The sequence below is a fragment of the Arthrobacter tecti genome (assembly GCF_054511355.1).
In genome coordinates this window covers 26,518-46,543 of the sequence record NZ_JBTNCT010000005.1, presented here as the reverse complement: position 1 = coordinate 46,543, position 20,026 = coordinate 26,518, and the positions used below count along the sequence as shown (strand labels likewise).

The following is a 20,026-nucleotide window of genomic DNA, read 5'->3' as shown; positions in this document are numbered from 1 at the left end:
CTCAGCGCAGGGCGCGGAAGCCGGCGACAACGCGCTGGCCGGCGCTGATCGATACCAGCACCGCCCACACCAGAGCGATCTGCCCGGCAAACGCCGGGAGTATCAGCCAAAGGCTATGTACGACGACGGTCTCCGCACCTTCTGCGAGTCCGCCCAGGAAGGAGAGGGAGCGGCCGTCGTCGAGTTGCCTGCCGCTGCGTTCCGCGATGGAGGAAAACGCGAGGAAGACGCTGCCGTTGATGTAGTACGCAAAGAGCACCAGCAGAAATGGCAGCAGATCGGTGTTGAACCCGGAAGTCGTGCCCACTGCCACGCCGACCACCGTGGCCCCGTACACAATGAAGTCTGCTGAAATGTCCCAGAACCCGCCCTGGCCGACGTCGTCGTTCGTGGCATTGCTACGTGATGCCCGCAGCCGCGCCAGTGGGCCGTCGAGGCCGTCGGCAAGGCGGCACAGAAGCCACGCGATCAACGCCGGAACCCAGAGCTGGCCCGCTGCCAGAGCAGCGCTGGCCAGGCCCAGTATCAGGTTCAGTGTGGTCAGACGGTTGGGGGTGATCCAGGGTACGTCCAACCGTGCGGCGGCGAAGTTGAGCGCAGGCGCCATGATGGGCCGCAACCGGGCGTCAAACATTGGTTTCCCCGCTCTTCCTACGCAAACGGATGGCGTACACAGCACCCGCGACGGTCAGGATGCCGAGCCCGGCTGCCGCCACCTGGGCCTGCCAGCCCAGTTCGAACCCGTAGGCGCCCAGCGCGAGGAAGCTGATGGTCCCGGGCAAAATTCCGACGGCGGTGCCCAGGAAATAGGGCCGCCAGCCCACAGAGGTGAGACCGGCGGAATAGTTGATGGCGGTGAACGGCAGGACCGGCACCAGCCGCACTCCAACCACGGCAAGGAAGCCGCGGCGCCGCAGCACGTCATCGACCCGGGCCACCCGGGTTCCGGTGAAACGCTCAACCGCCTCCCGTCCCAGACGCCGGCCCAGCCAGAACGCCGCGGCAGCTCCCAGCATTGCGGCGACGTACACGATCACAATCCCCGCACCGAAGCCGAACAGCACACCGGCGGCGATGGACAGGATGTTCTTCGGGACCGGCGCGAGGGTCAGCACGGCATAGGCGAGGATGAAGCCCACGGGACCCCACCAATCCGCGCGTTCGACCAGCGTCCGGATCTCCTCAACCGGAGGAATCGGCAGCAGAAGGACAACCACAGTCATAACCGCAACGAATGCCAAGAGAAGACCAGCCCGCCTCAGGACAGCAGGGAAGCGTTCGCGCTGATCGCCGTCCTCCGCCACTGCACCTGCCATCCGTCAACCCGCACCCATTCTCGCTGAACTCGCCTCGAGCATACGTGAAGCAGCCTGACTCCCCGAAGGAACCCATGCAGTCCATTCACCTCCGCCGATGCCGCCGCAGGTTCGTCCCGCTCACCTTCGTCTCGGCCCTGGCGTTGTCCTCCTGCGGGACGCCGGCAGCAGGACCCGGCGAAGAGTACGCCAGTTTCGACGAGGTGCTGGACGCCGCGGACGGCCAGACCGTTGATCTGTGGATGTTCGGCGGGGATGAGCAGGGCAACGCCTACGTGGACGAGATCCTGGCGCCGGCAGCCGCCGAGGAACTCGGTGTCACGCTGCGCAGGGTGCCGGTCGCGGACACCGCCGACGCCGTGAACCGGATGCTCAGCGAACAGCAGGCCGGGCGCGAAGACGGATCCGTGGATCTGGTGTGGGTCAACGGTGCCGGCTTCAGCACCGGTCAACAGGCGGACGCATGGCGCTGCGACTGGACGGGGATGCTTCCCAACATGGCCTATACGGATCCGGAGGACCCGCTGCTCCTGAACGACTTCGGCACTCCCGTTGACGGCTGCGAGGCACCCTGGCACAAAGCCCAGTTCACTTACTTCTACAACTCGGACACCGTCGCCGAACCGCCCGGCAGCCTGGACGGGTTGCTTGAGTGGGCTGAAGCGAACCCGGGGCGGTTCACCTACCCTGCACCACCGGACTTCACCGGAAGCGTCTTCCTGCGCGAAGTGCTGATCTCCGAGGCGGGCGGGCCGGACGAGGTTCCACTTGCCTACAGTGAGGACGCCTTCGACAAGCACGCACCGAAGGCGCTGAAAACCCTCGAAGCACTCGAGCCCGCGCTATGGCGTCAGGGCGCCACGTACCCGCGCGACGAGCAGGCGCTAAACGAGCTGTTTGCGAACGGCGAGGTGGACTTTGGGATGACCTACGGTCCGGCGACGTTGACCAACCTGGTGGACTCGGGAGCGCTTCCGCCTTCGACCGAGATTCTTCCCCTCAAGGAGGGCAGCGTGGGCAACGCAAGTTTCCTCGCCGTTCCCGCCAACGCCGCAGATGCAGCCGGCGCGATGGCCGTCGCCAACCTGGCGCTCTCACCCGAACAGCAAGCGGCGAAAGCGGACCCCGAAGTATGGGGACAATTCACCGTGCTCGACGTCGGACGCTTGGACGGCGAGCAGGCCACGCTGTTCAGCGAGCTTCCGGAATCCCCTGTGGTTCCGCCGTATGAGGTGCTCTCCCGGAATTCGCACGCTGAGCTGGGTTCAGCGTGGGTGCCCGAACTTGATGATGCGTGGCGGCGCTTCGTCGCCGGTGGGTAATGGCCGGCCGCTCGCGGGCCCTCCTGCTTGCCGCACCGGCTGTTCTGCCCGTTGTGCTGGTGGTCGGCGGGTCGCTGATCGCCGCGCTCCTCCAAAGTGTTGGCCTGCTGCCGTTCATCGGGGAACCTGACTTCACCACCACGGCGTGGGACGCGGACGGAGAGCTGCTGCAGGCCACCGGACTTTCCGTGTACATTGCGGCGGCGTCCACGGGACTGGCCGTCGTCGTCGGCTTCCTCATCGCCGCGTACGTACTGCGCTCAGGGATCAGCGGTCGGCTACTTGCAGGGCTGAGCGCAGCGTCGGTGCCGGTCCCGCACCTGGTCGCCTCGGGTGCGATGGGCCTACTGCTGTCCGACGCCGGTTTCCTCTCCCGCCTGTTCGGCGTCCCCGGGACGTTCCCGGAACTGGTGGGCGGGAGCTGGTGGGGCGCGGTGATCCTCGAGTTCGGCTGGAAGGAATCAGCCTTCGTGGCGCTCATCCTCCTGGGCAGCATTGCCCGCTCCGCGGGTGAGCTCTGCGATGCCGCCGCCACGCTCGGCGCCTCCGGGCGCCAGCGGACACTGCACGTCCTGTTGCCGCTCGCGCTGCCGGCGCTCGCCGTTTCCGCGCTCGTTGTCTTTGTCTACACGCTGGGTTCCTACGAGGCGCCGTGGTTGCTGGGTCCCGTTGCGCCCGAGCCGCTGCCGGTGCGTGCGGTGCGGTTGTTCGGCTCAATCGACCTGACCGCACGGCCGGAGGCAATGGCCACGGCATTGGTGTCGGTGATCGTTGAAGGAATTGCGATCGCCGGGGGAGTGCTGGCGCTGCGCAGAATGAGGGGGTGGCGCTGATGCAGGTAGTCCAACCCGCAGGAGCTCCGGGGCGATCCGGTATCGGCGTCGGTATGCCCCTGCGCCGCGTCTTCGGGGCGCTGCTTTTCGCCTGGATCCTGCTGCCCCTGGTTCCGTTGGCCCTGTGGTCCGTCGCTGGAGCGTGGCGTGCACCGGACATCCTTCCCGAATCGTTCTCACCTGACGGGTTCAGCGCGCTGCTGGCGCCCTCCGTGCTTTCGGCTGCCGCAGCGTCCGCTGCCTTGGGGATCTGCGTCGCTGTCCCTGCCACAGCAGTGGGTGCGATGGCCGCCTTTGCTGTCCGGCAGCTTCCCAACGGCCTCGCGCGGATCACCGAAGCCGTCCTTCTGGTGCCATTGGCGATTCCACCGTTCGCCCTTGTCATGGGATCGAATGTGTTGTTACTCGGAGCGCGCGTGCCTGCATTCCCCGCCGTCGTCGTCGTCCTGACCATCACCGCGCTGCCCTATACGGTCTGCATGTTCCGTGCCGCGCTCGCGTCCTACGACGAGCGATTCGAAGAGGTTGCCCGCACTTTGGGCACCCCCGCTCGGCGTATCGTCGTCAGGGTGCGGTTGCCGTTGTTGTCCCGTGCGACCGCCCGCGCCGCGTTCCTCGCGTTCCTGGTCGGTTGGAGCGACTACATCGCAACACTGCTGGTAGGAGGTGGGCAGGTGGTGACGCTCCCACTCGTGCTGGGCTCTGCGGCGTCGGCCACGGGCAATGAGCAACTTACGGCGGCGCTTTCGCTGGCCATGATCCTTCCGCCCCTGGCGCTCCTCGCGCTGCTGACCGTCCCCGGCCTGAGGAGGGGCCGGTGAGTTCCACTCTCACGTTCGAGCGCGTCGGCCGGTCATTCGGCGGGTCAGAGGTACTGAGGGACATTTCGCTGTCCGTCCCGGCCAGTTCCTGTGTTGCGCTCCTCGGGGCGTCGGGTAGCGGCAAGTCGACCCTGCTGCGCATTGCGTCGGGCCTGGATTCGCCGTCGCGCGGTACTGTCCTGGTGGACGGGACGGACGTCGGTGGCGTGCCCGCCGAGCTTCGCGGGATTGCCCTTGTCTTCCAGAAACCGTTGCTGTTCCCGCACTTGAGTGTGGTGGATAACGTTGCGTTCTCCGCGCGCATGAGCGGTGTTTCAAGACGGTACGCCCGCGCACAGGCGAAGGAATTCCTTGAACTCGTCCAGCTGGGTGATTACGCGCGGCGGATGCCCGGGCAGTTGTCGGGCGGCCAGGAGCAGCGGGTATCGCTGGCACGCGCTCTGGCAGCTAACCCGCGCATCCTGCTGTTGGATGAACCGTTCAGTTCACTGGATTCACGCCTCAAAGACGACATGTATGAGCTGCTGGACCGCATCCGCTCCCAGCTGGAGCCAACGATCGTGCTGGTTACCCACGACCGGCGGGAAGCGTCGGTCCTGGCAGACACCATCGCAGTCCTGGACGAGGGCACCATCCTGCAGCACGGGCCTGTTTCTGAGCTGCATTACCGACCGGCGATCCGTGCGGTGAACCGCATTATGGGTGGGCTCAACGAGGTGTCCGGCGTTGTCGCTGACGGCGTTCACACCTCCGTTCTGGGCCGGGTGCAGGTCCAGCCAGGTGCTGCGGACGGACCGGCAACACTGGTGGTGCGGCAGGAAGCGGTTCGGCTTACCAGAGCGGGGGCCAGCGCTGTTGACGGCGTGGTTTCCGCGGTCAAGCCTCTGGGCGCGCACGCGCTGGTAACGGTGCGGATTCACGGCGACGACGACGACGACGGCGACGGCGCGAGTGTCGACGGCGGCGCGCGCATCGCCGTCGAAATGGCGGGACTGACGGAGCTGCGAGTGGGCGACCCGGTAGGGGTGTGCCTGCCTGACGGCCCGGGTTGGGTGGTCAACCGATAGGGCGTAGAGTCGCCGCAAGCGAGTCCGGCTGTGACGTGTACTGCCGCAAGTTCCCGATGAGGAGGACAGCGATGCCGATTGTGGAAGTCCTGAGGCAGCTTGAGCTTGCAACCCGTCCTATTCATCCTGAATCCCGTGCTGCACTGGACGCGCGTTGGTCTGCCCTGCCTGACCACGTGAAGACCCAGAACCAGTTGCTTGGCCGCTCCGCGATCGGGTGTGAGGGAACCCACGGTGTCTTCCCCAAATGCAACCTCACCTGCACTCCGTGTTATCACTCTGCTGACGCCAACCAGGTGCGGATAGATGGGGACCATACCGTTCGTGAAGTGCAGCGGCAGATGGAGTACCTCAAAAGGGTGCGCGGACCTCGGGCCCATGCGCAGCTCATTGGGGGCGAGGTGAGTCTCCTTTCGCCTGAGGATCACGCTGCGGCACTGGAGGCGATGCGCGCCAACGGCCGCGAACCAATGTCGATGACGCACGGGGACTTCGACTACGAGTACCTCCTGGCCGTTGTCCTCGGCCCTGATGGTAGTCCCCGCTTCGACAGGGTTTCATTCGCAGCACATTTTGACTCATTGATGCGGGGCAGGCGCGGCGCAGTCCGGCCACGTAGCGAAGCTGAACTGGATCCGTTCCGGCTGGAGTTCGCGCAGATGTTCGCCGACCTGCGGCGGGAATACGGTGTCGCCTCGTATCTGGCACACAACATGACGGTGACGCCGTCGAACCTTCATGAAGTGGCGGAGGTTACCCGGGCAGTGCTCGCAATGCCGTACAACATGCTTTCGTTCCAGCCGGCTGCCTTCATCGGCGATGACCGCCGCTGGAAGGAGGATTTCACCGCCGTCGGGATTGATGACGTCTGGACGAAGATCGAGGAAGGCGCCGGCCAGGAACTTCCGTGGCAGGGCACCCAGTTCGGGGATCCCCGGTGCAACCGCTATACAGCCGGCCTGTCTGCAGGCGGCCGATTCACTGTGCTGATTGATCCGGGGGATCCGGCCGATACCTCCGCGCGGGACACCCTGCTGGCGCATCACGGCGGGATGGTTCTCGGTGGTCAGGCCAAACCCGTTCTCGCGGCGAAGATCTTGCGGGCAGTGCTGCGACACCCCGCCGACCTTCGAGTCCTGGCAGGAGTGGGGCGGCGCATGGTGCGCCGGGCAGGCGGGGTTGAGGCACTGTGGCGGGCGTGGCGGAGCAAGTCCCTCGGGGTGAGGTCCTTTGTGGTGCACAACTTCATGGATGCCGAGGTTGTGGCGCCGGCCTGGAAACTCATGCAGCAGGGGAAGATCAGTGATGATCCCACGGTGCGCGAAACCCAGGAACGGTTGGGGGCCTGCATGTACACGATGAGCCATCCGGAAACCGGGCAGCTGGTACCGGCGTGTGCTCAGCATTCGGTGTTGGACCCTGTGGCCAACGTTGAATTGCGGCGACTGTTGCCGTTGCGGGTGAGAAGCTGAGCGGGCGCCGCCTTTGCCGGTCATTTGAGTTGCATTCAGGACCGTTCCTGTCCGCTTTACATGGCAGCGTAAGGGCATGACTACTTCAGAGATTGTCCCGTTTACCATCAACATCCCGCAGGGCGAGATCGACGATCTCCGCCGTCGTCTTACCGCGGCCCGCCTCCCGGATCCGTTGCCGCAAGCAGCCAACGAGTGGGGTGCTTCGTCGGAGTGGGACCGAGGTGTTCCGCAGGACTGGTTGGCGGCGTTGGCGGACTATTGGCGCGACGGGTTCGATTGGCAAGCGTATGAGCAACGGCTCAATGACATTCCCCAGTTCACCACCACGGTTGATGGTCAGACCCTGCACTTCGTTCATGTCCGTTCAGAGCACGACGACGCCGTTCCCCTGCTTTTAGCGCACGGGTGGCCGGGATCTTTCCTGGAGTTCGTTGACTTGATCGGGCCGCTGACCGCACCTGAGCAACATGGTGCCCCTGGCGGCCCAGCGTTTCACATCGTGGTGCCGTCCGCTCCGGGGTTCGCGTTTTCCAGTCCGTTGGCCGATGGCGGCTGGGACGACTCCCGGATTGCCGAGGCGTATGCGGAGTTGATGAGCAGGCTTGGCTACGAGCAGTTCGGGGTCCAGGGCGGCGACTTCGGGGCAGGTATAGCGCCGGAGATCGCCCGTCGGGCTCCGGAGAGGGTGATCGGTGTCCACGTCAATGGGACCACGGGCCCCATGCCCGAGCTTCCCCTGAGTGAGGACGAAGCGGCTGCCCTGACCGATCGTGAGAGGCAGGCGATCAAGGACATCGAGGCGTTCATGTGGCAGCAATTCGGCTACATCTCCATCCAGTCGACGCGGCCGGGGTTGATCGGCACGGTGCTCACCGATAGCCCGATCGCGCAGCTGGCGTGGATCATGGACAAGTTCCAGGCGTGGACGTGGCCGGTGGAACAGGACGTCCTGCAAATTCTTGACCGTGACCTGCTGCTCGCAAATGTCTCCCTTTACTGGTTCACCCGCACAGCCGGATCGGCTGCCCTGACCGTGTATGCGCAAGGAAGCGGCTGGGGTACACCGAAAGAGAGAACAACCGTGCCGACGGCTGTCATCAACTTCGCCCATGACATCGCGATCCGCAGCTACGTCGAGCGGGAAAACACCGTCACACGATGGACCGACGTCGAGCACGGCGGGCATTTCGCAGCACTCGAAGAACCCGACCTACTCATCGAGGACGTACGGGCATTCTTCGGCACCCTCGCCAAGCCCTGAGCGGCGCCCGCGTTTGTCTGCCTGGACTGCATCCTCAGGCGATACGCCGTGCTTGAGTGCACTCGCGTGGACCCTCACGCCGCAAAGTCAGCCAGTGCGCGGCGAATCGCCTCCGAGCGTGACAGGTGCTCTCGCTCGGCCAGCTTGTCCAGTGCTGCAATTTCCTCGGCGGTGAGCCGCACTGCGACGACCTGCATCGGTTCAGCGCCGCGACCGGGGCGACCGCGTCCACGACGCTTCAATTCCTCTACGTCATAACCAGATTCGGCCTCGTCTGCCCACTTCTGGATCTGCTCATCGGTGACCATGAAAAAATCGTATAACGAAAATAGTCTGGGCGGTAGAGGAAGCGTCTGACGTTGGGTCGGCTCGAAGGGTGTCGACGTCGATGGCCGAAATGCTCGGCCCCAGGCTTACATGCGCCGGGTTGGCTGGTAGGTCAACGCCAAAGTGCGTCCGTCAAGCGTGCGGCTGTCCAGAAGCTCAAGATCGTAGTCACCCAGGCCGGCGTAGATCGGGCTAATGCCGGTTTTTCCGCTGATGACGGGAAACACGGAGACTTCGATCCGGTCTACAAGGCCGGCCGCGAGGAGCGACCAATTCAGCGACAGGCTGGCTTGCGACCGGAGCGGCACATCCGAGGTTTCCTTAAGCTGGCGGATGATCTGCGCGGCGTCGCCGTTCTCGATCGTCGCGTCAGGCCATCCGAGAGTGTCATCCAATGTGGACGACACAACCGTTGCAGGCATCTTGTACAGGCGCGCGTTCCACTCGTCGAGCGTGTTTGGGTCGACCCCCGCGGCGAAGATTCCTGCCACTTCGCGGAAGGTCGTCGCGCCGTAAACCATCCGCTGCGGGTCGGCAAAGAGCCCGGCCCGCCACTCCAGAAGCTCTGGGCCCTGTTTCGACCAGTAGCCGCCCCAGTCGACCCCTTCGGGGCTTAGATTGTAGGACCCGTAGCCGTCCAGTGTTGAAAAGACATCCCAGGTGTACGTGGCGGTCATGGCGTGTGCTCCTTCGGGGGGCGACTGTTGTTGGCGGCTTTAGTGAACGACGTCGTAAATCGCTTTGACGACGCCGTTCGCATAGGCCTCGGATTCGCGCAGGCGCAGCTGTTGCCGGTCCTTGTCCTCGGCGCTGAAGAGGCTCTTCCCTGCGCCGAGAAGTACCGGGAACACGAGGACGTTGTAGCGGTCGATGAGATTGGCGTCGGACAGTGTGCGTGCCAGTTCCGCGCTGCCGTGGATGAAGATCGAGCCGCCTTCGGTCTGTTTGAGTGCCGAAATGTCATCGACTGATCGCAGGATTTCGATCGGTCCCCAGTCGTCGACGATCGCCTCTTCATCGAGCGTGGTGGAGACAACGTACTTGGGAAGGTCCTTGTACGCTGCGTGATCCTCGGAGCCTGGCCAGATCGGGGCGAACGCTTCGTAACTGCGGCGGCCGAACATGAGCGCCGTCGTCTCCGTCAGTTCTTCGCCCTTGAGAGCGAACGCTTCGGGGATGAAGTCGGTGCTGAAGACCCATCCTCCGCCGCGATGGCCCTCAGCGACCCCTCCCGGTGAGTCCACTACGCCATCCAGCGACATGAATCCCGTCCACACCAGTTCTCTGGCCATTTCCTGCTCTCTTTCTTCTGCTGTAATTCCCGCTTGCAACGCAACTTCAGGTTGAAATGCTAATTCTCTGGTACTTCCTGCAGGGCACGTACTTCGATGCGGCTCTGTACCGCTGATGATGCCTTGGCCGCCCAACCGACTGCGGCGTCGTCGTCGGCCGCTTCGATCAACCAAAAGCCGCCAACGTAGGATTCCGCTTCGACAAAGGGTTCGTCGAGCACCCGGGTCTTGCCCGCGGTGGCATCGACCGTCTTCGCGGTGGAGGGCGGGTTGAGCCCACCAGCGTAGATGAGGGAACCGGAGTCTTTCAGGGCTGTGTTGAACTCCTCGACCGCGGCCATGACGGCGGCGAGCTCAGCTGGGTCGAACTCCTGCATGGAAGCCATCGTCGGCTCGGTTGCCGAATCATGGGGCATGGTCAGGAAATAGCGGGTCATGACAGATCCTTTCGTAGGTTTTTCGTTCAGTACCAGTTAGACGGAGGTGCTTCACGAAACTCATCGGTGGGGACGACGCCGTCTGGCCGTAAGACAATGAGAAGGACGAGGGTGTTCGAATGAGCGGCACTTTTGATGATTCACAGGTGATGGGGGACGGACCATGGCGGACGCGATAGATGTCACTGCTTACTCGGACGGGAACCGGTTGGCTGGAACCCTGCACATTCCACCTCAGCCGCGGTCCTTGCTGCTCATGCATCCCGGATCCGGGCCCTCCGATCGCAACAATGACTCGTTCTTCCCTCCGATCAGGACGGCGCTCCTGGAAGCGAATATCGCCGTCGCCTCCTTCGACAAGCGCGGTGTGGGCGGCTCGGAGGGAGACTGGCGTCAGGCGGGGATCGAACTGCAAGGTGATGACCTTTGTGCTTGCCTGCAGACGGTGCGCGAGTTCATTCCCACCGTGCCGTCCGGCGTCTTCGGTCACAGTCAGGGTGGCTGGGTGGTCCTGGAAGCCGCCAGTCGGAGCGGAGCGGACTTCGCGATCACCAGTTCCGGACCGGCAGTGTCACCGAACCAGCAGGAACTCTTTGCCGCCAGAAATGCGCTGACCGCGCGCGGGCTAAATGACGAAGAGGTCACCGAGAGTGTTGAGCTCTACACACAGCTCATGGCGCAACTGTCGAACGGCTACTCCTTCGCCTCCTTCGAGGCTTGGGCCGCTGCTCATAGAGATTCCGTGAACCTCCTGCAAAACGCAGGCGTCTTCATACCGGGCGATCAAGCGCACTGGGACCTCGCGGCGTCGATGGGTGATTACGACCCCGCGGTACGTCTCCGCAGCTTCGACGTACCGCTCCTCGCCATCTTCGGTTCCGAAGACCACGGGGTGCCGGTCGAGCAGAGCATCAGCATCCTCCGCCGGTCAGTGCCCGCCTCGCTGCTGCGGACAAGCGTCATCCCGGGAGGTAATCACCGGATTCAACGCCGCCCCAGCGGTGACCTCGCCCCCGGCTACCTCGAGGCTCTTCTGGCGTTCATCGAGAACCATTCCTGATCGCGGCCCGCCCGCGGTGCCTGGAAGCAGCAGTTCGCGCAGTAAACGTACGAGACAGGGAGAGCCAGTCACGTCAGCGCGGACTTTGGATACTGTGTCTTGATGACTGACTCTCATGCCTCCGATTTGTACGACGCCGTCAACACCTGGGGCGCTGATGACGAGTTCTTCCTGCAGTTCGCTACAGCGGTCCCTGCTTCCCGGGTGCTCGACCTGGGTTGCGGCACTGGACGCGTGACTCTTGCGGTCGCGCTGGCAGGCTGCAAGGTTACGGGTGTGGACCCTAATGGGAAAAGACTGGAAGCGGCGCGGGCCAAGCCGGAGGCCGGACGTGTGGAATGGATCGAGGGTGATTCGACGGTGATTCCACCGGACCACGAGTTCGACACTGCAATTATGAGCGCGAACGTTGCGCAGGAAATTCTCGACGACGCGGCGTTGGCTCGGTCTTTCGCCGATATCGCAGGCCATCTTGTCCCGGGCGGCCGACTGGCTTTCGACAGCCGTGACCCGATGGCACGGGGCTGGGAAGCATGGACAAAAGAGCGTAGCCACAAGACTGTCCAACTTCACGAAGGGCAAAGCCAGCACTGGTACCAGACCACCCAGGTTGACGAGGCGAACGGCCTGGTTGATTTCTGCGCGCACGAAGTCGGTGTTGATGGCACTGAGAATGTTGGATGCGGCACCCTCCGCTTTCGTTCAGAAGAGCAGCTGCGCACCATGCTCAGCGAGGCCGGATTGGTCGTAGATGACGTATTCGGAGGTTTCGAAGGCGAGCCAGCGGGGCGAGGCGTCGGCGCTCTTGTGGTTACCGCTCACAGAGCCTAGCGACGGTGCGTGAGCGTCGCTATGCGGAGGCTCTCAGGGATTCGAGGGCGGCCAGGACTAGGTCGAGGCCGAACATGAACTCCTGCGCCGGATCGTAGCCGGCAGCCACGAGCGCCGCGGCGGACTCGCTGAGAAAGGGGAACTTGTCGGGAGGAAGCTGGGGCAGGTAGACGTCCTCGCCCATGTCCGCGAACTCATCGGCGGTGTCGAACGGCAGACTGGCTTCCTGCAGGGCGTAGCCGTAGACAAGGCTGTCGAGTAACCAGTTGGCGTGCGTCGCCATCAAGACCGGGAAGCCGGCCCTCCGCAGGCAGGCGGTGACCGCTTCGTGGTGGCGGAGGTTCGCTGGCCCCGGCGATGTCCGCGACTCCATCAGGCCAATCGCCCACGGGTGGCGTGCGAGAACCTCTCGGGCGGATACCGCCCGCTGTCGCATCGCCGACTGCCAATCGGTGTCTTCGGGTGGGAGCTCGATCTCCTCGAACACGATGTCGATCATGGCGTCCAACAGCTCCTCCTTGCTCGCCACGTAGTGGTAGAGCGACATCGCGCCCGCGCCGAGCGTGCCAGCCAGCCGGCGCATGCTCAGCCCGTCGACTCCCTCGCGGTCGGCGAGCCTGACCGCCTCGACCACCACCCGCTGCTTGCTCAGCCCCGCGTCGGACGCGACCTGGCGTTGTTTCCTTACGGACATTTGTCTCCTCGCTTTCTCGCACTGCTTGACAATCGTACAGCGTACGCTCACAGTATGACGTACAGCGTACGCGTACGGTGTACGAGACAGCGATTATCGCGTCTCGGAGGCGAGGAGGCTTCTGTGGAAATCGAAAAGCAATCGAATGCCGGTGCACGCCCGATGCCAGAGGCGAGTCCGGTCGGGGCTGAGACGATGCGGGCCGCCGTCCAGCACCGCTACGGCCCGCCTTCCGTCGTCGAGGTGTCCCAGGTCGGGCTACCACTGCCCGGTCGGGGCGATGTGCTCGTCCAGGTGGGCGCAGCCTCGGTACATCCCGGCGACTACTTCGTCATGACCGGTAAGCCGTACATGGTGCGCCTGGCATTCGGGCTCCGCAGGCCGCGCCACGGCATCCCCGGCATGGACCTCGCCGGCGTTGTGGCAGCGGTCGGGAAGGATGTCACCGGTCTCCGCGCTGGCGAGGAGGTGTTCGGTTGGAGCACCGCTGGAGCGCTCGCGGAGTACGCCTGCGTCCCGGCGGGAAACCTCGTTCCCTTGCCTAGCAACCTGTCGGTCGTGGACGCGGCAGCGGTGCCCACGTCGGCCATGACGGCGTTGCAGGCGTTGCGCGACATCGCGAAGGTCCGAGCGGGCCAGACGGTGCTGGTCACCGGCGCGTCGGGCGGTGTGGGCTCCTTCGCCGTACAGATCGCCAAGTCGTTTGGCGCCGAGGTGACGGGTGTGTGTAGCACCGGCAACGTCGACTTGGTCCGCTCCCTCGGTGCCGACCACGTCGTTGACTACACGAGGACCGACTTCACCGAGACCGGGAAGCGCTACGACGTCATCCTCGACAACGTGGAAGCCCAGAATCTGGCGGCTGTCCGCCGAGCGCTGATGCCCACCGGCACTCTCATCCCCAACAGCGGACGAGGCGGCCGCTGGGTCGGCCCCCTCGGTCGGATCGTCAAATCGCGGGTGCTGTCCGGGTTTACACACCAGCGGCTGAGGCCCTTCACATCGATCGGGAAGCGTAAGGATTTGCTCACCCTGGCCGACCTGCTTGCGACCGGGCAGGTCACGCCCGTCATCGATCGTACCTACCCACTCGACGAAGCAGCCGATGCCCTCCGCTACGTCGGGGACGGCCACACCCGAGGGAAGGTCGTGATCACCGTCTGACTACCTTCACCAGCGAGAACGTCCCAACCCCTGCGTATGTACCCCAGACCTGCCGCCATTCCGGCGGACGGACCGCTTCCCCTCGAAAGAAAACCGATGACCATCCGAACGAACACCCCAAAACTTCTCGACACCCCGCCGATTCCTGTGCAGGCCAAGCTCGCGGCGGCCTGGGGCACCCTTGCCTTCCTCATCCTCTACATCGATTACTTTCACCTCTACCAGCCCGGCGAGATCGACGACATCCGACGTGGCTTCATCTTTGCGTTCGACATCAACGGGGGATTGATGTCCATCTTCTTCGTGATCATCCTGATCCCGGGCTCGATGATCCTGCTCTCCACCACGCTGCCCGCGCGGGTGAACCGCATCACGAACCTCATCGTGGCATCGCTGTACACCCCCTTGCTGGTGTTCAACGCGGCTGGGTCGACCTGGGACTATGCCTTCTACTACGCCCTCACCATCGGCGTCCAACTGGTGATCATGGCCTTCATCCTGCGCTCCGCCTGGACCTGGCCCCGCACCACGTCGCCGGCAACCATGTGGAGCAGTCGTGAGGCTGATCGCGCCCAGCAGCAAGCGTGAACCCATAAGTAGTCCGCGTCCTTCTCGGGGCCTGACTTGCCGGTAGGGGCTTTCCAAGGCCCCTACCAGCAGGTCAGGCGAGCCTGATAGTGATGGCCGCCTCCCCACGACGACGACGACGGCGCCCGCCGCCGCACTGCCGAACGACCCGAATCAGCCAGGGGCAAAGCCCACTTCTCGGCCGACGACCATAGCTACGAGGTCGTCTAGAGTTCCGTGGCACTTCTCCAACTCAGGTAGGTGGTAGAACGTGCTGGTGGTCTCGAGGTTGGTGTTGACTTCGCCCGGCGAATGCAAGATTGTCCTTCTTCTTTGGGCGATCGCGATGCCAAGCTCAACATGTGTGCCCTTCCCGCCTGGAAGCAGGATGACGACGACGTCGGCACCCATCACCGCATCTCGCTCACGCTGCCCGATGGAGCGCAGATCATCGAGGGTGACTGTACCCGCATCACGCTTTGACGCGTTCTGGGTCCAGTCGTAAGTGTTGACGTAGCCCTTGCTTTCCAAGGCTTGCGCGACGTACCGGACGTTGACAATATTCCTGAAGCTCGACGCAACGTAGAACTTTCTCGAAACCTCTGCCTCCTGATTTGTGCCTGCCGCCATTGTGGCTTACTCAACTGCCGGGTGCGTCGCACACGCACCCAGAGGCACCGCTCACCGGGCACCCTGTTCAGTTGTTTGCCTTCGCCCAACTGTTTGCGCACTCCATCAGTAATGACCAAGCCGGAGCCTTGATTTGTCCGTAGCTGGCCAAGTCCGGTGCAACGTTCGCTATGGCCCGTTTGAAATCCGACCAGAGAATCAACTTCTCCGGATTGGCGACCAGGTAGTCCCGGAACAACCTAGCCGCGCGGGTCGTGGCTGCTCCGTCCGGTCGAACATGGATGTTGCAGTTCGGCCCATTGATCGGGGGAGCAAACACCATTTTTGGCCAGTCCCGCCCTTCAGCGGGCTCGCAATTGTTCCACGGCTCTGGCCGGCGTCGGAACCCGGCACTGGTCAGATTGGATTCCGCAAACGACACTTCGAGATCCGAGACAACGATCATCAGATCGATACAGGGCTTGGCCGCCATGCCGGGGATCGAGGTTGATCCGATGTGTTCGACAGCGACGGCGTCAGGGACCAGGCGATTAAGTTGAATGATGAGATCGGCCGCTTCAGTTGCCCAGGAAGGTTGGTAGGACAGAACGGACACGCCGTCCGGAGACAGTTCATCGGCGAAGGGCATAGCGGGCACGCTAGCGGTCAGGTGGTGCAAGGTCAAGCGAATGATAGAGATGCAGGCCGCACGGGTCGATCTTCCCGGGCGGGCGCGAGGCTGTTCACCATCAAGGCGTCCCGCAAGCCCACCCTGCTATGGCGACGAAGCGTGAACTGCTAGGCCACGTAGATGCGAATCGGCGGCCGGTGCCCCTCGTGTGTGGTCCAGCCAGCTAACCCGTGATCCACCCCGCGCCAACCGAGCCGGTCGTACAGCGCGATTGCCGGGCTGAGGAATCCCTGCATATAGAGGTAGCCTTCCCTCTTTATCTGGTTCCACAACCAGGCTTTATCCTGCCGGAATTCATCGGGGACCGGCTGGAGCGCACCAAGGCGGGCGGGGGAATCATCCAGCACATAGCCGTTCGAAGTAAGCATGAATCCGATACTTCCAGCGACGGGTCCCAAGCGACATGCACAATATCGCCCACTTCCTTGGACTTACCTGCAGGGGACGACGACGGCCTCGTATCACACTGGCGGCAGCCGGGCCTTCGTAGCTCTTGGCAAACGGATTCAGGCGGGAGCGATCGCTTTCACCATGACGCAGTTCTTCAGCCCTTTGGGCCTGTCGTAGGTGAAGCCGAGCCGCTCGTAGAGTCGGCGGGTGCCGTTGTAGAGGAACGACGACGACATCTTCTTGGTCTGGTCGGTCAGGTCGTGCGGGTAGCTTTCTACTCGCCCGCCGCCGGCCTGCGCAATTAGTTCGAGCGCACCGGTGATTGCCAGCTCCGTTATGCCCTGTCGCCGGTGGCGCTTGTCGACGAAGACGCAGGTGATTCGGTAGTCGGGGTCTGCGGTCTTGGTGGCGTCGTACTCCTTGCGGTGGTGGATGTTCGGCAGCTCGACCGGGGCGCCGTACTCTGCCCACGCAATGGCCTCGTCGCCGTGCATCACCAGCGCGGCGTGCGCCTTGCCCTGCTCGACGTAGGCCTTCTTCATTGCTCGGCTGCCGTCGTATCCAGGGGCTCGCTCGGCACAGTCCGGGTGGAAGTAGGTGCACCAGCAGCCCCCGAAGATGCCGTTGTGCCGCACCACCATGGCCTCAAAGGCCGGCCAGGTAGCGGGGCTGAGGGGAGCGATGCTGTACGGCGACCCGGCACTCATGCTTTACTCCTTGGCCGCGGCGGACGCGTCCATGCAGAGGACTCCTCTGTTCCCGTCCTGGTCGGCGATCACGGTCAGCATCGGTGCATTGCTGTCGTCGACGACGGTCCCACCCGCCGCAAGAGCGGCGGCAATCCGCCGCTCGGCCACCTCCGGTGCCACGTAGACCTCGACGTGGAATCGCTGACGCTGGGGCTCGTGCTCGTCGGCGTCCCCGAACCACAGGTTCGGAACCCGTCCTGTGGCGTCCCGGACTTCGTCGCTTGGGGTTCCGCGGCCCTGGGCGTCGGCGTCCCCGGTCAGTAGTGCCGCCCACACCGGGGCGATGGTCGCGGAGCTTGCCGTATCGAGGCCGAGCTCGATGACGCTCACCGCGGCCGGGTCTGTGTCGATCTCGTGACCGGATGCTATCTCGGTGATCCGGCGCGCGAGGTCTACGTCCTGCTGAGTCACCCATTCGACGACGTACTCAGTGCCATTGTCGTCGCGGTAGATGGCATTGTCAGTGACCAGTCTCAGGTCGACGTACCCATTGCCGATCGACACGCTCGGGTGGTGCCCGAAGGAGTCACCCGCCTCACCAACCGCCGTGACGAACCGCGCGCCCGTGCCGAAATCTTTGACGAGGTAGCGTGCATGCAGTCCCTGGGCCAGTTTGCGCCAGTCGGTCAGCTCGGCTTCAGCGATTTGCGCACCTGTCAGCATGTCCATAGGCGGACTCTACACGTGATTCAGCTCACAGCGGTTGGCAATAACGTGGAAGTGGCCTTGCGATGGGCCAACGTGCCTTGAACAGTGCGATTAGCGCGACTCGCCCCACGCCGATGAGCCACTCGGAAAGAGATGCCGCCTCTAAACTGACCCTTCTTGGTTCCGGACACACTCCCAATTGTGGATTGGCCGCCACCCTAAGAGCTCGCTTGCTTTCGACGCATCGATCAGTGCCTTGAACGGCGATTCTTCGTAACTATGACGATTACGGATCGGAGTTCCGGGCAATAGCCTGTCAGCAAGCACCAACGATTTGTCCGTAGCCGAACTAATGTCCTTGGCATTCACAAGTAACCGGTGGTGTCCGGCAAGCGGGACGACAAGGGCGGCCAGTACCGCAGCAGCAAGGTCGCGCACGTCTACGAAAGCGCCGTACTCCCAATAGGGGTCCCACTCAATGCCTGGGTTGTTCCTGCGGGCTGTCTTGATGAATTCGTACATAGCCGTGGCGAAGACGCCAGGTGCCCGAAGACAGACGCTCGGTGTCCCAGTGGTGGCTGTAAATGTTCGACAGAGTTCTTCGCCCGCAACTTTTGACCAGGCGTACGCGCCTTTCGGAGCTAACGGGTGAAGCTCGTCAATAGGAAGGTACGCCGGTTCACCTTGCCCCATGAAGCACCCAAACACGTCCACGCTGCTCATGAACACGATGCGTTGAATGCCAGCACGTTCTGAAGCGCGAATAACGTTGTAGGTGCCGCCCACATTGGTTTGGAGAATGGTGGAGTCCTCAGCCGTTGACCCAGCTAACAACTCGGCAAAAGGAGAGTCCCCCTCCTGAGGCTCATCCAACGCTGCCAGGTGCACTACGGCTTCGCAGTCACGTACCGTACTGACTAAAAGGTCGGCATCAAGCACGTCTTGCCCATCCGCCACGTCATAACCGACCACTTCATGACTTGCACCCAACAAGCACGACGTGACTGCCTGCCCAACCATCCCCAGGTGTCCCGTGACGAGAATCCTCATGTTTCGATCCTTACATGACGGCACGGCACGCCTTCACAAGCGGATCGGCTTACGGGGCTAGTAATGAGAATGTCAATGCTATTGGAGGCCACTTCCGCAGCCTGACTTGAGCCCACCCCACGTGATGGCTCGGGCCGGGAGTACTGTTTGAGTCTCCACTCATGATTAGGGGTGGCCAAGTACCAGAGCTACTACCGTTGCTGAAAGGTGAGCGCTTGTCCGAGTGGGTTCGCATACAGGCCAGATCGAAACGCAACTACGTGTGGCTCGGCGTCAACGGACAAGGTAAGCCGAAGATCGACGGAGAACCTTGGTACATGCCCGACGGTGTCACCAGTGTCTATCCATTCATCGTGGACTGGCGTCCTGAGGAACTTCCCTTCCCGGTATGGCTTGCTCCCTACAACGGAGGTAAGAAGTTCGGTGACATGCTGTGGACCGGTGGGATGACGTTGAAGATTGCCTCCACTCGTTTCATCGAGGCACTTCGCGCCGCTGAGGTCACCGGTTACCGAACCTTCGACGTCAATGTTCGAGACCACGTAGGCGCGCCTGTCGAGGGATACACCGGCTTCGCGACCGATTCGTTCCCGGGCTCTGACATTCAGAACATCTACGGCCAGACGGTTCAGAACTTTGCTTTCATCGCCACGCAGCGTGTCGTCGAGGCATTGCACGATCACGGAGTTGACCAGCTGGACATCAGGCCCTACACCCCCGACTGAGACCAGCCGCTGTTCATGGTGAGAGGGGTGTTGGTCTCAAGTCAGGCTGCGGAGGTGGTTTCCACCCAAGCTGCCATAGTCACCAGTACCTGACCACAATGACACCAGGGCTAATCAGATCGTCCTCCATAGACTTCAGAACATATTCTGAGTTAGTTGACGCACCTTGTTTCGGAGGTCAGTAGCTGCGGATGCCATCAAGTTGCTCCCGGAGTATGTCCAGGTGGCCGAGGTGGCGGGCAGTTTCGTCGATCATGTGCGTCAGGATCCAGCGAACGCTAACTGGCGTGAACTGGGGCGGTGTGAACTCCTGCATCGTCCCAAGTTCTAGACGCGCGACCACTCGTCGCGAAAGCGCGCATTCCGCTTCGTACTCGTCGAGAAGCTCGGTAAGCGTCGTACGCGGGAACTCCCAGCCGCCTTCGTCCCGCCTCAAAGTTTTGTCTTCGGCGGCGCTAGGGAAGCTGGCGGCGAACCATCCGCGTTCTGTCCACCGCAAGTGGGACACCAGTCCTGCGATCGTCATTCGCGGTGAGGTCGGCAGAAGCGACCGATAGCTGTCGACCTCGGACAACCCTTCGACCTTGCGGCGCACCGTTGCCCGTTGCCAGTCCAACCAGCCCGTCAAGATCGTTCGTTCGTCGCCGTGACCGTCGGGATCGATGCGCTCCACCCTGTCATTATCCGGGCTCGGAGA

Annotated in this window: 25 protein-coding genes; 11 read left to right on the top strand and 14 right to left on the bottom strand. The window is 63.1% G+C overall.

Features of this window, described 5'->3' with window-relative positions:
• Nucleotide 1: 1 nt before the first annotated feature.
• Together ACX80C_RS08050 and ACX80C_RS08045 are read right to left on the bottom strand one after the other, a co-directional pair.
• Nucleotides 2-634 carry a CDP-alcohol phosphatidyltransferase family protein gene (locus ACX80C_RS08050; RefSeq protein ID WP_459325941.1) on the bottom strand — a complete coding sequence of 211 codons (633 nt, stop codon included), beginning with the start codon at nucleotides 632-634 and terminating at the stop codon, nucleotides 2-4.
• Nucleotides 627-1,316, bottom strand: coding sequence for a TVP38/TMEM64 family protein (locus ACX80C_RS08045; protein ID WP_459325940.1), 690 nt, complete (start codon nucleotides 1,314-1,316; stop codon nucleotides 627-629). Before ACX80C_RS08045 ends, ACX80C_RS08050 begins: the two co-directional genes overlap by 8 nt.
• 74 nt (nucleotides 1,317-1,390) lie before the next feature.
• On the opposite strand from ACX80C_RS08045, the gene ACX80C_RS08040 reads away from it, so the two are divergent.
• The 6 genes from ACX80C_RS08040 to ACX80C_RS08015 all read left to right on the top strand — a co-directional run bounded on the left by ACX80C_RS08040 (nucleotide 1,391) and on the right by ACX80C_RS08015 (nucleotide 8,095).
• Complete coding sequence (locus ACX80C_RS08040; protein WP_459325939.1) at nucleotides 1,391-2,638, top strand: ABC transporter substrate-binding protein; 1,248 nt, start codon at nucleotides 1,391-1,393, stop codon at nucleotides 2,636-2,638.
• Nucleotides 2,638-3,471 (top strand): ABC transporter permease, encoded by an 834-nt coding sequence (locus ACX80C_RS08035; protein ID WP_459325938.1) that lies wholly within the window; start codon nucleotides 2,638-2,640, stop codon nucleotides 3,469-3,471. Before ACX80C_RS08040 ends, ACX80C_RS08035 begins: the two co-directional genes overlap by 1 nt.
• The gene (locus ACX80C_RS08030; protein ID WP_459326102.1) at nucleotides 3,471-4,292 is read left to right on the top strand and encodes an ABC transporter permease; all 822 of its coding nucleotides are present in this window, start codon (nucleotides 3,471-3,473) and stop codon (nucleotides 4,290-4,292) included. Before ACX80C_RS08035 ends, ACX80C_RS08030 begins: the two co-directional genes overlap by 1 nt.
• On the top strand, nucleotides 4,289-5,359 hold the full coding sequence (locus ACX80C_RS08025) for an ABC transporter ATP-binding protein (RefSeq protein ID WP_459325937.1): 1,071 nt from the start codon (nucleotides 4,289-4,291) through the stop codon (nucleotides 5,357-5,359). The genes ACX80C_RS08030 and ACX80C_RS08025 overlap by 4 nt, the downstream gene beginning before the upstream one ends.
• Nucleotides 5,360-5,430: 71 nt before the next feature.
• Complete coding sequence (locus tag ACX80C_RS08020) at nucleotides 5,431-6,831, top strand: hypothetical protein (protein ID WP_459325936.1); 1,401 nt, start codon at nucleotides 5,431-5,433, stop codon at nucleotides 6,829-6,831.
• A 76-nt stretch (nucleotides 6,832-6,907) separates the two neighbouring features.
• Nucleotides 6,908-8,095 (top strand): epoxide hydrolase family protein, encoded by a 1,188-nt coding sequence (locus ACX80C_RS08015; RefSeq protein WP_459325935.1) that lies wholly within the window; start codon nucleotides 6,908-6,910, stop codon nucleotides 8,093-8,095.
• Between the two features lie 74 nt (nucleotides 8,096-8,169).
• Here the strand turns inward: ACX80C_RS08015 and ACX80C_RS08010 are convergent, their stop codons facing one another.
• From ACX80C_RS08010 to ACX80C_RS07995, 4 genes are all read right to left on the bottom strand, one after another.
• A complete protein-coding gene (locus ACX80C_RS08010) occupies nucleotides 8,170-8,403 on the bottom strand; it encodes a ribbon-helix-helix domain-containing protein (RefSeq protein WP_167994966.1) in 234 nt (77 codons plus the stop codon).
• A 105-nt stretch (nucleotides 8,404-8,508) separates the two neighbouring features.
• The gene (locus tag ACX80C_RS08005) at nucleotides 8,509-9,099 is read right to left on the bottom strand and encodes a dihydrofolate reductase family protein (protein WP_459325934.1); all 591 of its coding nucleotides are present in this window, start codon (nucleotides 9,097-9,099) and stop codon (nucleotides 8,509-8,511) included.
• A 39-nt stretch (nucleotides 9,100-9,138) separates the two neighbouring features.
• A complete protein-coding gene (locus ACX80C_RS08000) occupies nucleotides 9,139-9,714 on the bottom strand; it encodes a dihydrofolate reductase family protein (protein WP_459325933.1) in 576 nt (191 codons plus the stop codon).
• Nucleotides 9,715-9,773: 59 nt separating this feature from the next.
• The gene (locus ACX80C_RS07995) at nucleotides 9,774-10,151 is read right to left on the bottom strand and encodes a YciI family protein (protein ID WP_459325932.1); all 378 of its coding nucleotides are present in this window, start codon (nucleotides 10,149-10,151) and stop codon (nucleotides 9,774-9,776) included.
• Between the two features lie 163 nt (nucleotides 10,152-10,314).
• Between ACX80C_RS07995 and ACX80C_RS07990 the strand changes: the two genes are divergently transcribed.
• Together ACX80C_RS07990 and ACX80C_RS07985 are read left to right on the top strand one after the other, a co-directional pair.
• Nucleotides 10,315-11,211 carry an alpha/beta hydrolase family protein gene (locus ACX80C_RS07990; protein ID WP_459325931.1) on the top strand — a complete coding sequence of 299 codons (897 nt, stop codon included), beginning with the start codon at nucleotides 10,315-10,317 and terminating at the stop codon, nucleotides 11,209-11,211.
• 102 nt (nucleotides 11,212-11,313) lie between these two features.
• Nucleotides 11,314-12,042, top strand: a complete 729-nt coding sequence (locus ACX80C_RS07985; protein ID WP_459325930.1) for a class I SAM-dependent methyltransferase — start codon at nucleotides 11,314-11,316, stop codon at nucleotides 12,040-12,042.
• A 19-nt stretch (nucleotides 12,043-12,061) separates the two neighbouring features.
• Here the strand turns inward: ACX80C_RS07985 and ACX80C_RS07980 are convergent, their stop codons facing one another.
• Complete coding sequence (locus ACX80C_RS07980; protein ID WP_459325929.1) at nucleotides 12,062-12,736, bottom strand: TetR/AcrR family transcriptional regulator; 675 nt, start codon at nucleotides 12,734-12,736, stop codon at nucleotides 12,062-12,064.
• 123 nt (nucleotides 12,737-12,859) lie between these two features.
• Here ACX80C_RS07980 and ACX80C_RS07975 point away from each other — a divergent pair, with 123 nt between their 5' ends.
• Nucleotides 12,860-13,900 (top strand): NAD(P)-dependent alcohol dehydrogenase, encoded by a 1,041-nt coding sequence (locus tag ACX80C_RS07975; protein ID WP_459325928.1) that lies wholly within the window; start codon nucleotides 12,860-12,862, stop codon nucleotides 13,898-13,900.
• A gap of 96 nt (nucleotides 13,901-13,996) precedes the next feature.
• Nucleotides 13,997-14,488 carry a DUF6326 family protein gene (locus ACX80C_RS07970; protein WP_459325927.1) on the top strand — a complete coding sequence of 164 codons (492 nt, stop codon included), beginning with the start codon at nucleotides 13,997-13,999 and terminating at the stop codon, nucleotides 14,486-14,488.
• Nucleotides 14,489-14,641: 153 nt separating this feature from the next.
• Here the strand turns inward: ACX80C_RS07970 and ACX80C_RS07965 are convergent, their stop codons facing one another.
• From ACX80C_RS07965 to ACX80C_RS07940, 6 genes are all read right to left on the bottom strand, one after another.
• The gene (locus ACX80C_RS07965) at nucleotides 14,642-15,097 is read right to left on the bottom strand and encodes a hypothetical protein (protein WP_459325926.1); all 456 of its coding nucleotides are present in this window, start codon (nucleotides 15,095-15,097) and stop codon (nucleotides 14,642-14,644) included.
• A gap of 67 nt (nucleotides 15,098-15,164) precedes the next feature.
• Nucleotides 15,165-15,725 carry a GrpB family protein gene (locus tag ACX80C_RS07960; protein WP_459325925.1) on the bottom strand — a complete coding sequence of 187 codons (561 nt, stop codon included), beginning with the start codon at nucleotides 15,723-15,725 and terminating at the stop codon, nucleotides 15,165-15,167.
• A 149-nt stretch (nucleotides 15,726-15,874) separates the two neighbouring features.
• Nucleotides 15,875-16,135, bottom strand: coding sequence for a hypothetical protein (locus tag ACX80C_RS07955; protein ID WP_459325924.1), 261 nt, complete (start codon nucleotides 16,133-16,135; stop codon nucleotides 15,875-15,877).
• A 138-nt stretch (nucleotides 16,136-16,273) separates the two neighbouring features.
• Nucleotides 16,274-16,864: an N-acetyltransferase gene (locus ACX80C_RS07950; RefSeq protein ID WP_459325923.1), complete on the bottom strand. Its 591-nt coding sequence runs from the start codon at nucleotides 16,862-16,864 to the stop codon at nucleotides 16,274-16,276.
• A gap of 3 nt (nucleotides 16,865-16,867) precedes the next feature.
• The gene (locus ACX80C_RS07945; RefSeq protein WP_459325922.1) at nucleotides 16,868-17,575 is read right to left on the bottom strand and encodes a VOC family protein; all 708 of its coding nucleotides are present in this window, start codon (nucleotides 17,573-17,575) and stop codon (nucleotides 16,868-16,870) included.
• A gap of 141 nt (nucleotides 17,576-17,716) precedes the next feature.
• The gene (locus ACX80C_RS07940; RefSeq protein ID WP_459325921.1) at nucleotides 17,717-18,604 is read right to left on the bottom strand and encodes an NAD-dependent epimerase/dehydratase family protein; all 888 of its coding nucleotides are present in this window, start codon (nucleotides 18,602-18,604) and stop codon (nucleotides 17,717-17,719) included.
• A gap of 215 nt (nucleotides 18,605-18,819) precedes the next feature.
• On the opposite strand from ACX80C_RS07940, the gene ACX80C_RS07935 reads away from it, so the two are divergent.
• Complete coding sequence (locus ACX80C_RS07935; RefSeq protein WP_459325920.1) at nucleotides 18,820-19,329, top strand: hypothetical protein; 510 nt, start codon at nucleotides 18,820-18,822, stop codon at nucleotides 19,327-19,329.
• Between the two features lie 178 nt (nucleotides 19,330-19,507).
• Here the strand turns inward: ACX80C_RS07935 and ACX80C_RS07930 are convergent, their stop codons facing one another.
• Complete coding sequence (locus tag ACX80C_RS07930) at nucleotides 19,508-20,002, bottom strand: DinB family protein (RefSeq protein ID WP_459325919.1); 495 nt, start codon at nucleotides 20,000-20,002, stop codon at nucleotides 19,508-19,510.
• Nucleotides 20,003-20,026: the final 24 nt, after the last annotated feature.